The organism is Mycobacterium sp. DBP42 (genome assembly GCF_005924235.1).
GTDB classification, from domain to species: domain Bacteria; phylum Actinomycetota; class Actinomycetes; order Mycobacteriales; family Mycobacteriaceae; genus Mycobacterium; species Mycobacterium syngnathidarum.
Genome location: NZ_VCMY01000002.1, coordinates 11,897 through 24,512, shown reverse-complemented (window position 1 = coordinate 24,512; position 12,616 = coordinate 11,897). Strand labels below are relative to the sequence as shown.

The 12,616-nt window shown below is 66.0% G+C and carries 11 protein-coding genes and 1 pseudogene; 2 read left to right on the top strand and 10 right to left on the bottom strand.

Features of this window, described 5'->3' with window-relative positions:
* Positions 1 to 2: 2 nt before the first annotated feature.
* From pgk to E0T84_RS02585, 6 genes are all read right to left on the bottom strand, one after another.
* Positions 3 to 1,229 (bottom strand): phosphoglycerate kinase, encoded by a 1,227-nt coding sequence (gene pgk, locus E0T84_RS02610; RefSeq protein ID WP_070185972.1) that lies wholly within the window; start codon positions 1,227 to 1,229, stop codon positions 3 to 5.
* Positions 1,230 to 1,234: 5 nt separating this feature from the next.
* On the bottom strand, positions 1,235 to 2,257 hold the full coding sequence (gene gap / locus E0T84_RS02605; RefSeq protein WP_070185971.1) for a type I glyceraldehyde-3-phosphate dehydrogenase: 1,023 nt from the start codon (positions 2,255 to 2,257) through the stop codon (positions 1,235 to 1,237).
* Positions 2,258 to 2,338: 81 nt separating this feature from the next.
* Positions 2,339 to 3,331 (bottom strand): phospholipase D-like domain-containing protein, encoded by a 993-nt coding sequence (locus tag E0T84_RS02600; RefSeq protein ID WP_070185970.1) that lies wholly within the window; start codon positions 3,329 to 3,331, stop codon positions 2,339 to 2,341.
* Positions 3,328 to 5,103 carry an ABC transporter ATP-binding protein gene (locus E0T84_RS02595; protein WP_070185969.1) on the bottom strand — a complete coding sequence of 592 codons (1,776 nt, stop codon included), beginning with the start codon at positions 5,101 to 5,103 and terminating at the stop codon, positions 3,328 to 3,330. The genes E0T84_RS02600 and E0T84_RS02595 overlap by 4 nt, the downstream gene beginning before the upstream one ends.
* 129 nt (positions 5,104 to 5,232) lie before the next feature.
* Positions 5,233 to 6,162, bottom strand: a complete 930-nt coding sequence (locus tag E0T84_RS02590; protein WP_070943666.1) for a sterol desaturase family protein — start codon at positions 6,160 to 6,162, stop codon at positions 5,233 to 5,235.
* Between the two features lie 7 nt (positions 6,163 to 6,169).
* Positions 6,170 to 6,826, bottom strand: coding sequence for a TetR/AcrR family transcriptional regulator (locus E0T84_RS02585; RefSeq protein ID WP_070185967.1), 657 nt, complete (start codon positions 6,824 to 6,826; stop codon positions 6,170 to 6,172).
* An 83-nt stretch (positions 6,827 to 6,909) separates the two neighbouring features.
* Between E0T84_RS02585 and E0T84_RS32170 the strand changes: the two are divergent.
* Positions 6,910 to 6,999 (top strand): annotated as a pseudogene (locus tag E0T84_RS32170) (dihydrofolate reductase); the annotation flags it as partial.
* Positions 7,000 to 7,241: 242 nt separating this feature from the next.
* The gene (locus E0T84_RS02575) at positions 7,242 to 7,502 is read left to right on the top strand and encodes a suppressor of fused domain protein (RefSeq protein WP_318263337.1); all 261 of its coding nucleotides are present in this window, start codon (positions 7,242 to 7,244) and stop codon (positions 7,500 to 7,502) included.
* A 14-nt stretch (positions 7,503 to 7,516) separates the two neighbouring features.
* Here the strand turns inward: E0T84_RS02575 and whiA are convergent, their stop codons facing one another.
* Genes whiA through uvrC form a run of 4 tightly spaced genes read right to left on the bottom strand, consistent with a single transcriptional unit; the run spans position 7,517 to position 12,567 of the window.
* Positions 7,517 to 8,494 carry a DNA-binding protein WhiA gene (whiA, locus tag E0T84_RS02570; protein ID WP_080596716.1) on the bottom strand — a complete coding sequence of 326 codons (978 nt, stop codon included), beginning with the start codon at positions 8,492 to 8,494 and terminating at the stop codon, positions 7,517 to 7,519.
* Complete coding sequence (gene yvcK / locus E0T84_RS02565; protein WP_070185965.1) at positions 8,491 to 9,549, bottom strand: uridine diphosphate-N-acetylglucosamine-binding protein YvcK; 1,059 nt, start codon at positions 9,547 to 9,549, stop codon at positions 8,491 to 8,493. Before yvcK ends, whiA begins: the two co-directional genes overlap by 4 nt.
* A complete protein-coding gene (gene rapZ / locus E0T84_RS02560; protein WP_070185964.1) occupies positions 9,546 to 10,460 on the bottom strand; it encodes an RNase adapter RapZ in 915 nt (304 codons plus the stop codon). Before rapZ ends, yvcK begins: the two co-directional genes overlap by 4 nt.
* A gap of 37 nt (positions 10,461 to 10,497) precedes the next feature.
* The gene (gene uvrC / locus E0T84_RS02555; RefSeq protein ID WP_138743691.1) at positions 10,498 to 12,567 is read right to left on the bottom strand and encodes an excinuclease ABC subunit UvrC; all 2,070 of its coding nucleotides are present in this window, start codon (positions 12,565 to 12,567) and stop codon (positions 10,498 to 10,500) included.
* Positions 12,568 to 12,616 lie beyond the last annotated feature (49 nt).

Genomic DNA, 12,616 nt, shown 5'->3' with positions numbered 1-12,616 from the left:
TTCTACGACTCCAGTACTTCGATGCCGGGCAGGGTTTTGCCCTCAAGGTATTCCAGCGACGCGCCGCCGCCGGTCGAGATGTGCGAGAAACCGTCCTCGGCCAGGCCCAGCTGGCGCACCGCGGCCGCTGAATCCCCACCACCGACGACGCTGAAAGCGCCCTTCTCGGTGGCGCCGATGATGGCCTCGGCCACTCCCTTGGTGCCCGCCGCGAACGCCGGGAACTCGAACACGCCCATCGGGCCGTTCCAGAACACGGTCTTGGCGTTGGACAGCAGAGCGGTGAAACGCTTCACCGACTCCGGACCGATGTCCAGACCCATCTTGCCGTCGGGGATGCGGTCCGAGGCCACGGTCTCCGGCTCGGCGTCGGCGGCGAACTTGTCGGCTACCACGATGTCCACCGGAAGGTGGATCACGTCGGCGTAGGTGTCCAGCAGTCGCTTGCAGGTGTCGATCATCTCCTCCTGCAACAGCGAGGTTCCAACCGAAACCCCTTGAGAGGCAAGGAAGGTGAAGCACATGCCGCCGCCGATGATGAGGCTGTCAGCCTTGGTGGCAAGGTTCTCGATCACCGCGAGCTTGTCCGAGACCTTGGACCCGCCGAGGACCACGGCATACGGCCGTTCAGTCGAGCTGGTGAGCTGCTCGAGCACCTTCACCTCGGCGTCGACCAGCGTGCCGGCGTAGTGCGGCAGCAGGGTGGCGACGTCGTAGACGGAAGCCTGCTTGCGGTGGACCACGCCGAACCCGTCGGAGACGAAGGCGCCCGGTGAGCCGTCGGCGCCCTCTACCAGGGCAGCCAGCGCCTTGGCCAGCGCCAACCGCTCGGCATCGTCCTTACTGGTCTCTCGCGGATCGAAGCGGATGTTCTCCAGCAGCAGGACGTCGCCATCGGTCAGGCCCTCGGCCCGGGCCAACGCATCGGTGCCGACGACATCGCCGGCCAGCTGCACGTGGCGGCCCAGCTTCTCCCCCAGCGCCGCGGCGACCGGCGCCAGCGACAACTTCGGGTCCGGGACACCCTTGGGGCGGCCCAGGTGCGCGGTGACGACCACCTTGGCCCCCGCCTCGGCCAGCGCGGACAGGGTCGGGACCGAGGCGATGATACGGCCGGGATCGGTGATCTGCCCCTGGTCATCGAGAGGGACGTTGAGGTCGGAGCGGACCAGAACGCCGCGCCCTTCTACGCCCTCGGCCAACAGGTCGGCGAGTGTCTTGACAGTCATTGTTACTAGAGCGACTTCCCTACGAGAGCGACCAGATCGACGAGTCGGTTGGAGTAGCCCCACTCGTTGTCGTACCAGGAGACGACCTTGGCCTGATTGTCGATGACCTTAGTCAGGCCGGAGTCGAAGATCGAACTGTGCGGGTCGGTGACGATGTCGCTCGACACGATCGGCGCGTCGTAGTACTTCAAGATGCCCTTCATCGGTCCCTCGGCAGCGGCCTTCATCGCTGCGTTGATCTCCTCGGCGGGTGCCGGCTTGGCCAGCTCGGCAGTCAGGTCGGTGACCGAACCGGTGGGAACCGGGACGCGCAGCGCGTAGCCGTCCAGTTTGCCCTTGAGCTCGGGCAGCACCAGGCCGATGGCTTTGGCGGCGCCGGTGGAGGTCGGCACGATGTTCAGCGCGGCAGCGCGGGCGCGGCGCAGATCCTTGTGCGGGCCGTCCTGCAGGTTCTGGTCCTGGGTGTAGGCGTGGATCGTGGTCATCAGGCCCTTGACGATGCCGAACTCGTCGTTGAGGACCTTGGCCAGCGGGCCGAGGCAGTTGGTGGTGCAGGAGGCGTTGGAGATGATGTTCTGGCTGCCGTCGTACTTGTCGTCGTTGACGCCCAGCACGATCGTGATGTCCTCGTCGGACGCCGGTGCGGAGATGATGACTTTCTTGGCGCCGGCATCGAGGTGACCTTGTGCCTTGTCGCGCTTGGTGAAAATGCCCGTCGATTCGACGACCACGTCCACGCCGAGGTCGCCCCACGGCAGGGCCGCCGGGCCCTCCTTGACCTCGAGGGCCTTGATCTTCTTGTCACCGATGACGATGGTGTCCTCGCCTTCGAGGCTGACGTCCTGCGGCAGGCGGCCGAGAATCGAATCGAACTTCAGCAGGTGAGCCAGGGTCGCGTTGTCGGTGAGGTCGTTGACCGCCACGATCTCGATGTCAGAGTTCTTGCCCTCGGCCTGCTGCGTCGCCAGGGCCCGGTAGAAGTTGCGCCCGATGCGGCCGAAGCCGTTAACGCCTACCCGGATGGTCACGTGATTCTCCCTCGGTTGCCGGTAACTGCCCGCCGCCAGCCTAGTGCCGAAAAAGCCCCACTGTGCGGCTTGGCTAGTGCATCAGATGTCGCGGTCGTGTAGGGCGAGTTGGTCGACTTCGTGCGGGTCCTGGCCCATCAGATCGGCGATCAGTCCCTCATCCGACAGATCCATCGGCTCAGAGTGTTTCCAGTCGTGATGAGCCACCTCGTTCAGGCGCTTGATGATGTGGTGATCGGTCACCTCGATGGCCAGTTCGCGACGGTGGTCAAAGCTGCCCGGGGAGAAATTGATCGAACCGACGATGGCCCGCTCGTGATCGGCCAGGATCATCTTGGCGTGCAGCTTCATGTGCTTGAGCCGGTGGATCTTGATGCCGACGTCGTCGAGGATGCGCATCCCACTCACGCCCTCCAGCAGCTTGCCCGATTTGAGATGATGGGCCGCCCGGGCCATGACGTGGACCTTCACCCCCCGGTGCGCGGCGCGGACCAGTCGCTCGATGATCACCGGATCCTGATAGCGCTCGTTCTGGACGAACAGGGTGTGTTCGGCGCTGTCGACGAACTCGGCGATGCGATGCCTGCCGTTGGTCGGGCACCAGATCAGGTGGGCCCCGCCGCCGGGATCGAAATCCTCACGCGCCCAATCCGCTTCGAAGCAGTCGATGATCTCGGCAACCTCATAGGCACTCGGAGTGACGACGGCGTAATCGCGCGTCACCGTGAAGTTCTCCTCGGTCCAGTTCAGCGACTCGACGAAGGCGTACTCGTCGTCGACGACCATGGACTTCTCGTGGGTCAGGTCGAATGCCGGGTTGCTCTGACGGACCTCGATGCCGTACCGCTGCAACGTCTCTCGCACGGCGTCGTTGTCGGTCTGCCCGTCGCGGCGCTCGGGGTTGAGCATGACCTTGACGTCCACGCCGCGTCGACGAGCAGCCACCACTGCCTCCAGCAGCGCCCGATGGGTGAAGGCGAACATCTTGATCCGCACGGATCGCTCGGCGCCGGCGATCGCATCGATCACGGGCTTGGCAGAGTCGTCGGGCAGGATGATCAGGGAACGCGTCACGTTGTCTCGTCCTCGTATTGGATGCGGTGCAACTCGGCATATCTGCCGTCTGCGGTCAGGAGCTCGGTGTGGGTGCCCTCCTCCACCACCCGGCCCTGCTCGAGCACGACGATCTTGTCCGCGTCGCGAATCGTGCTGAGCCGGTGGGCGATCGTGATCACCGTGCGCCCGGTCATCAATCGCTGCAACGCAGACATCACCAGGTGCTCGGACTCCGCGTCCAGCGCAGCGGTCGGTTCGTCCAAGATGAGGATGGGGCTGTCCCGGATCAGGGCACGGGCAATGCCGATGCGCTGACGTTGACCGCCGGAGAGGGTCAGGCCCCGCTCACCGACCGGGCTGTCATAGCCCAGTGGCATTGCCGAGATGAACTCGTGCGCATTCGCCAACTTGGCCATCTCGACGATCTCGTCGTGATCGGCTTCGGGCCGGCCGAAGGCGATGTTGTCGCCGATGGTGCCCCGGAACAGCACGGTGTCCTGCAATACATAGGCGATCTGGCTGCGAAGTTCATGGAGTTTGTAGTCGCGCAGGTCGACCCCGTCGATCCGGACGGTGCCCGCACTCGGGTCGTAGAACCGCGGAATCAGGCTGACCAGACTGGATTTTCCGCTCCCGGTGTGCCCGACTACGCCCACCAGCTGACCGGGTTGCACGTCGAAGGTGACCTCACGCAACACGGGGGTTTGGCTGTCGTAGCCGAACGCCACCCGATCGAAGCTGATCGCTCCGGTGAGCTGCTCAGGCACGACCGCGTCGGGTTTCTCCTGAACCGACGTCTCGGCGGTCAGCAGGGCGTTGACGCGATCCACGCCGACCGAGGCCATGGCGATGGTGTTGGTGAGCTTGGCCAGATCCTGGACCGGTTTGAAGAACGACGCCAGATAAGAGATGAACACGGTCAGCGTGCCTGCCGTCATCACGCCCGCGAGGATGAGCGCCGACCCGCGCCACAACACCAGCGCGGTGCAGGCCGCTACCACGACGCCGACGATCGGCGACACCACCGATTTCACGCGACGCGCATCGAGCGCGGCGTCGACCGCCTGTTGACCGGCCAGCGCCAGCTGACGTTCCTGCATGTCCTCGCGATCGAATGCCTTGACCACGCGGATGGACTGCAGGCCCTCCTCGGCGACCGCGACGATGTCCGATTCGCGTTTGCGCACTTCATGGGTCGCCGCCTTGACGGCCTTCCGGATCCGGGACACGAACAACAGCAGCAGGGGCGCGACGGCGAGCGCGACGAGCGTGAAATCCCACTGCAGCCACAACATCATCGCCAGCATGCCCACGATGGTCAGCAGGTCGGTCGCGATGCCCAGGGTCGAGGACGACGCGAAGCCCTGGATGGTGTCGACGTCGTCGGTGAGCGTGCTCAGGATGGGACCGACCCGATGGGTGTCGAAGTAGTTGAGCGACAACTGCTGCAGGTGATGGTAAGCGCGGGTGCGCAGGTCGTTGCCGATGCGCTGGCCGACCGTTTCGGTCAGGTAGTTGGACACATATGACGCGATCGCTGCCACCACGGCGATGACCACGACCATGATCGCCGCCAGACCCGCGATGTGCATCTTGCTGTCGCCGCCGAGCAGCGGCCGCAGCATCCCGTGGAGCCACCCCGGCAAGGGGTGGTGGCCGACCACACTGTCCAGCACGACCTTCAGCGGCCACGGCGCGGCCAGGCCGGTGGCGATCTGCACCAGCAGGACCGCGAAGATTCCGGCGACCAGCAACCGGTAGGGGCGGATCAGCTCAAGAATCAGTCTCATCGCGACCGCTGCCTCAATCTTGGGGTTGACGTCGAAGTTTGTCGCAACACACTACATCGCTCCGATGGCACCAGCGTGACTCAAGGGCGACAAACTGGCATGTGGCGGCAACGACTGGGAGCCAACGGGCTAGCGCATGGCGCTCTGCACCGGCAGCTCCTGAACCGTACGCTCGACAGTCGTTGTGGGATCGCTGTTTTCATGCCACCCGGGCGGGCCGAACAGGTAGCCGAGCCGGCCGCGCCAGGTGCGGGCCCGCCAGACGTCGCCGACCATGGCCACGAATTCGTGGTAATTGACCTTGACCGGGTTGTGGGTGTCGATGTTCTTCGTCAGGCCGTAGCGCACGGGTTCGTCCTCGGCGACGAAGGTGCCGAACATTCGGTCCCACAGGATGAAGATGCCTGCATAGTTCTTGTCGAGGTATGGGTTGTTGGCGCCGTGATGCACCCGATGGTGCGACGGGGTGTTGAACACGAACTCGATTGCGCGAGGCAGCCTGTCGATGCGCTCGGTGTGGATCGGGAACTGGTAGAGCAGCACGATCGATTGCGACACGAATACCAGCCAGGCCGGAATGCCGACGAGTGCCAATCCGACAAAGCCGATCGTGGACAGAAACGATCCGGGAATCAGCCACGACAAGCGCAGGGCGGTGGACAGGTTGAAGTACCGGCTCGAGTGGTGCACGTTGTGCGCCGCCCAGAACATCCGGACGCGGTGCGACATCCGGTGTTGCAGGTAGTAGGCCAAGTCGGCCAACACGATGGCAAACGGCCAGACCCACCAATGCGATGCCGACAGGTGCAGGGGCGTCACGGCCGCGGCGACCGCCACCATGGGCACGGCGATGAATTTTTCCAGCGGCCGCCCGACGATGCCCAGCGCGTAGATCGACAGGTTTGTGCCGGTGTCCCGCCAAGACACGCCGGACCGGGGCCGGGCTGAATCGTCGCCCTTGCCCGAGTCGGCCTTGTCGAATCGATAGCTGAGGAACTCGACCGCCATCAGGACGAAGAAGGCGGGCAGGGCGTAGAGCCCGATGCGCACGGGATCCATCGGGGGGCTACCTCTTGCCCTTCTTGTTGTCTTTCTTGGGCATACCGGCCAGCTGCCAGGCCAGGGCCTGACCGAAGAGCTCCTCGGGAACGCGATCGGGGTCGATGCGCCGCTGCCGGATCAACCCCTGGAAGAGCGCGAGAACCACCACGGCGAAACCCTCCACGGAGACGCTGTCGTCGATGTTGTTGCGCTCCAGCGCATCAGCCAGGATTTCGCGCAGTGAGAGCAGCGTGTGCGCCGAGCGGTCCCGCAGGGTCTGCATGGAGTTGGGTTGACGCACGGCGTGCAACCAGAATTCGGCCTGGATCGCCTCGAACTCGATGTCGTTGTCGGCGATCTCGACGAGTACCCGACCCAGGGCTCTCAGCGGTGTTGTGTCGGCGTTCCCGGAGATGGTCTGTACCACCTGGTCGAGCCGACCGGAGGCACGTTCGTTCATCAGCTCGGAGAACAGCTTCTCCTTGCTGGAGAAGTTCGAATAGACCGCGCCTACCGAGTATCCCGCCGCCGCGGCGATCTCATCCACCGATGCCGCGGCATAACCCTTACGGGCGCAGGTCTGGGCGGCTGCCTCCAGCAGCGCCGCCCGGGTCCGGGCCTGCGTTTCAGCCCTGGTCAGCCGCGCCGGCGTGGCGTCCTTGTCACTTCGTTCGTCGACCATATTTCAGATAGTAGCCGTTATCTGAACTTTCGGATAGTGTCCGCTATCCGAACTCGTGTGGCGCCGCGACGAGTTTCACCCTGCGGTTTCCGTCATGGATCGCGCTACGACTGTTGGAGGACCGCGCCTTTCCGTGCGGAACGGTCCTGCTGCGGTACGAAACCAAACGCGACGGATCGCAAACACGGCAGTTCGGCGGGCGGCAAATGCCGATGGGCTCGACTTGCCCGGAGCCGAGCTTGGTTGGGGTGACGGGATTCTCACCCGATCCGGACCGAAGACGCGCTCTGATAACACATTTCGCATTGCGTACATGGCAATGCCGAGGCGGTGCTAGCGTGCGCCAGATAGCGCATCCAATCGAATAGTCCAGCAGAGGAATCCGTGACCCGCAGCGAGGAAAGCCCGTCCGAACCTGTCGGCGCGACCGATCCCGCTGATCTCACCCTGCCCCTGTACGGAGCGAATGTTCGGTGAAGACCCGCAACTCGCACAGATCGATACCGGCTTCGGTCCCCTGCGCTTCGTACAACTGGTCGGCGCTACCGCCGACACCCTTGCTGCCGCCCAATCACAGGGCGACGGAGTGCAAGGGACACTTCAGATGCTCGAATCGATGGCCGAGTCCAATCCGCTGCTCGTGACGGACATCAGGCGCGGCGTCCACCTGAAATAGGCGCGAGTCGAAGCTCAGGCGTCGTCGAGCAGATCCGGAGTCACCGCCGACTCGGTGTCGGGCAGCCCCTCCTGCTTGGCCTTCCGATCGGCCATCGAGAGCAGGCGCCGGATACGGCCGGCCACAGCATCTTTGGTCATCGGCGGATCAGCCAGCCGGCCCAGCTCTTCCAGCGAGGCCTGCCGGTGTTCCACCCGCAGCTTGCCCGCCGCAGCCAGATGATCGGGCACCCCGTCACCCAGTATGTCCAGCGCGCGCTCCACCCGGGCCGCCGCTGCCACCGCGGCACGCGCCGACCGGCGCAGGTTCGCGTCATCGAAATTGGCAAGGCGGTTGGCGGTGGCGCGGACCTCGCGGCGCATGCGCCGTTCCTCCCACGTCAACCGCGTGTCCTGGGCTCCCATCCGGGTCAGCAACGCGCCGATCGCCTCGCCGTCACGGACCACCACCCGGTCACTGCCACGCACCTCGCGGGCCTTGGCGCTGACTCCGAGCCGCCTGGCCGCACCGACGAGGGCCAGTGCCGCCTCCGGACCGGGGCAGCTGACCTCCAGCGCCGACGACCGTCCCGGCTCGGTCAACGATCCGTGCGCGAGGAACGCGCCACGCCACGCCGCCTCGGCATCACCGACGCTGCCTCCGACCACCTGCGCGGGCAGGCCGCGCACCGGTCGTCCACGAAGATCGAGCAATCCGGTCTGCCGCGCGAGCGCCTCGCCGTCGGCGGCCACCCGCACCACATAGCGGGTGTTCTTGCGGATGCCGCTGGCCGACAGCACGTGCACCACCGCGTTGTACCCGTACAGGTCGTAGATGTCCTTGCGCAGACGGCGCGCGATGATCCCGAGGTCTACCTCGGCTTCGACCACAACCCGGCCCGCCACGATGTGCAAGCCGCCGGCAAAGCGCAACAACGAGGCCACCTCCGCACGGCGAGCGCTGACCGAGTTGACTACGAGACGGCTCAGCTCGTCCTTCACCTCGGCTGTCATCGCCACGGATCGTCCCCTCTCGGTGTATTCGGCGCCGGCTCCTGGCGCGCCACGTCGACCGACCTCGCTGCGGGCGTGGGAACGGTGGGCTCCTGCACGGCACCGGGCGCCATCGCGCGCAACCGGACACCTTCCAGCACCGCGGCCAACTTCGCCGGGTCATGTAAAGGTGTACCAGGTCGGGACACGTCAGCAAACTCAACACGGGCATTGAGGATGTTGGCAGTGCGGCTGAGTTGCTCCCGTTCGCGGTCGCTCGGCACCCGGCTGGCATCGACGATGATGTCATGCACGCTGAAGTCCGGGGCATGCTGGGCCAGAACGTGGATGTGGCGCTCGGCCGAGAACCCCGCGGTTTCGCCCGGCTCGGCCGCCAGATTCAAGACGAGCGCCCGCCGCGCCGTCGTCGACCGCAGTGCCGCGGCCAACTGCGGCACCAACACATGAGGGATCACGCTGGTGAACCACGAGCCTGGCCCGAGCACCACCAGGTCGGCACTCATGATCGCCTCAACCGCCTGCCGGGTGGCCGGCGGATCGCCGGGCAGCAGCCGGACCCGGCGCACCTTGCCCACCGTGGTGGCAATTGCCACCTGGCCGCGGATCACCCGGCTCATCCGAGGATCGGATTCGAGGCCCGCAACGTCGGCCTCGATCTGCAGGGCGATCGGGCACATCGGCAGCACCCGGCCCTTCACCCCCAGGATCCGCCCGAGCTCGTCGAGAGCCGCAACCGGATCGGCCAACACCTCACTGAGGCCGGCCAGGATCAAATTGCCGATCGGGTGACCGGCCAGCGCGCCGCTACCGCCGAAGCGGTGCTGGATGATCGTCGCCCACAGCCGGCCATGCGGGCTGTCAGAAGCCAACGCCGCCAAAGCCATTCGCAGATCACCAGGGGGCACCACGTCGAGTTCGCCGCGCAACCGACCCGACGATCCGCCGTCGTCGGCGACTGTCACCACGGCCGTCACGTGTGGGCTGAGCCGACGCGCCGCGGACAGGGTGGCGTACAACCCGTGCCCTCCACCGAGGGCCACGATGCGCGGGGTCATTCGCGACCCAGATCCCGGTGCAGCACGTGCACGGTCAGCCCGTCACCGCCCTGCAAACGCTCAGCCAGCGCCTCGGCGATCGCCACACTCCGATGTTTGCCGCCGGTGCACCCGATGGCGACGGTCATATATCGCTTCCCCTCCCGGCGATAACCGGCGATCACCACGTCCAACAGACGATGGTAGGTGTCCAGAAATTCCCTGGCCCCCGGTTGGCCGAGCACGTAGTCACGCACGTCCGGATGTTGACCGGTATGCGGCCGTAGCTCGTCCACCCAGTGCGGGTTCGGCAGGAACCGCACGTCCATCACGGTGTCCGCGTCCATCGGCAGGCCGTACTTGTAACCGAAGGACTCCACCGTGACATTCGTGTAGGCGACGGTCTCACCGCCGAACGCCCGCTCGATGCTCTCCCGCAGGGCAGGGACCGGCAGGGCAGACGTGTCGATCACCAGATCGGCGGCTGCGCGCACCGGCGCCAGCAACGCCCGCTCGGCGGCGATTCCCTCCGCCAGGGTCTGGGTGCCCTGCAGCGGGTGGCTACGCCGATTCTGCTCGTAACGACGGACCAGGATGTCGTCGGACGCCTCGAGAAACAACACCCGCGGGGTGATGCTGCGAGCCGCCAACTCGTTGCGAACCCAATCGAGGTCGCCGGTGAAACCGCGCGACCGCACATCCATCACCACGGCAAGCTGTGTGATCCGTGATCCGGCCGCCAACCCCAACTCGACCATCCGGGCAATCAGCTCCGGCGGCAGGTTGTCGGCGACGTACCAGCCGAGGTCCTCCAACACCTTGGCGGCGGTGCCGCGGCCCGCGCCGGACAGGCCGGTGACCAGCACCACGTCGATATCCGAATCCGCATCCGCACCACCCGCGATGCCGCCCTCGCGCAGATGTTCGTTCATCCGCGACCCGCCTGGCTACACATGTCCCCGTTACCCGTCATCCCGACACCCTGCGTCGATCATCCTCGATAAGCGTTGCGGGCGCCCCTGAATCGCCCAGTCCGGAGTTCTCACTTCGCGGGTCACCATTTTCGGGTGATCCACCGAGTGCGGCGAGGACGGCCTTCGCCGTCGCCACCCCGATCCCCGGCACCGCGGTGATCTCCTCGACTGTGGCCTCTTTGAGTCTGGCCACCGAGCCGAAGTGCGTCACCAACGCCTTGCGGCGTTGCTCGCCCAGACCACGCACCGAGTCGAGCGCCGAGGCGGTCATCCGCTTGGACCGCTTGCTGCGGTGATAGCTGATCGCGAACCGGTGTGCCTCGTCGCGCACACGTTGCAACAAATACAGCCCCTCGCTGTTGCGCGGGAAAATGACCGGATCCGGCTCGGACGGCACCCACACCTCTTCAAGCCGCTTCGCCAGCCCTATCACCGCGACATCGGTGACGCCCAGTTCGTCGAGCACCGCAGCGGCCGCGTTGACCTGGGGGGCGCCGCCGTCCACCACGAACAGGTTGGGCGGATAGGCGAACCGGCGCGGGCGCTGCTCGGCGCTCGGGTCGGGCTGCCCATCGCTGACGTGCCGCAGAAAGCGACGCCGCGTCACCTCGGCGATCGACGCGACATCGTCAGAACGCCCCTCACCGGCGGCCTCCCGGATCGCGTAATGCCGGTAGTCCGACTTGCGCGGCAGCCCATCCTCGAACACCACCAGTGAGGCGACCACATCGGTGCCCTGCACATGGCTGATGTCGACACACTCGATCCGCAACGGCGCCTCGGCCAGGCCCAGCGAATCCTGAATGCTCTGCAGCGCTTCCGATCTCGCGTTGAAGTCGCCGGCACGCTTGAGCTTGTGTTGGGTCAGGGCCTCATGGGCGTTGCGCGCCACGGTCTCGGCCAGGGTGCGCTTGTCGCCGCGTACCGGCACGCGCAGGCTCACCCGCGAGCCGCGAAGCCCCGACAACCAGGCGGACAGTTCATCGGCGTTGGGCGGCAGTACCGGCACGAGCACCTCCCGCGGCACCGGGTTCGTCGCCTCGTCGGCCGCACCGCCCAGTTCGGCCTGCTCGCCGTAGAACTGGGTGAGGAACTGCTCGACCAATTGCTGTCGCCCGGATTGACTCTGGTCCTCTGTCGCCGCCGGGGCGGCTCCGGGACCCGAATCACGGGTCGCCTCCGGCTCCGACGATTTCTCGACGATCCATCCGCGCTGCCCCCGGACCCGACCGCCACGCACGTGGAACACCTGCACAGCCGCCTCAAGATCGTCGTCGGCGAACGCCACCACGTCGGCATCCGTACCGTCGCCGAGCACCACGGCCTGCTTCTCCAGCGCCCGCTTGAGCGCCGCGATGTCGTCACGCAACCGGGCGGCCCGCTCGAAGTCCAGCTCCTCGGCGGCCGCGGTCATCTGCTGCTCCATGTCGCGGGCCAACCGGTCGGTCTTGCCCGACAGGAAATCGCAGAAGTCCAGCACGATCCGCCGGTGCTCCTCGGCACTGACCCGGCCGATGCACGGCGCCGAACACTTGTCGATGTAGCCGAGCAGACACGGCCGGTCGATCTGCCTGTGCCGCTTGAACACTCCTGCCGAGCAGGTCCGGGCCGGAAACACCCGGGTCAACAGGTCGAGTGTCTCGCGGATCGCCCATGCATGCGAATACGGGCCGAAGTACCGCACGCCCTTACGCCGTGGCCCGCGGTACACCATCAGCCGTGGGTACTCCTCGTTGAGCGTGACCGCCAGCACCGGGTACGTCTTGTCGTCGCGGTAGCGGATGTTGAAGCGCGGATCGAATTCCTTGATCCAGTTGTACTCCAGCTGCAGTGCCTCGACCTCGGTGGTGACCACCGTCCATTCGACACTGCCCGCGGTCATCACCATCTGCCGAGTGCGCGGCGCGAGGCTCGCGACATCGGCGAAGTACGACGTCAGCCGGCTGCGCAGGCTCTTGGCCTTGCCGACATAGATGACCCGGCCATGCGGGTCCCGGAATCGGTACACACCCGGCTGCACTGGTATCGATCCGGGCGCCGGCCGGTACGTCGCTGGATCGGGCACGGTTTCCAGGTTACTGCCGCGATCGGACTGAACTCCGCTACCGTCGAGG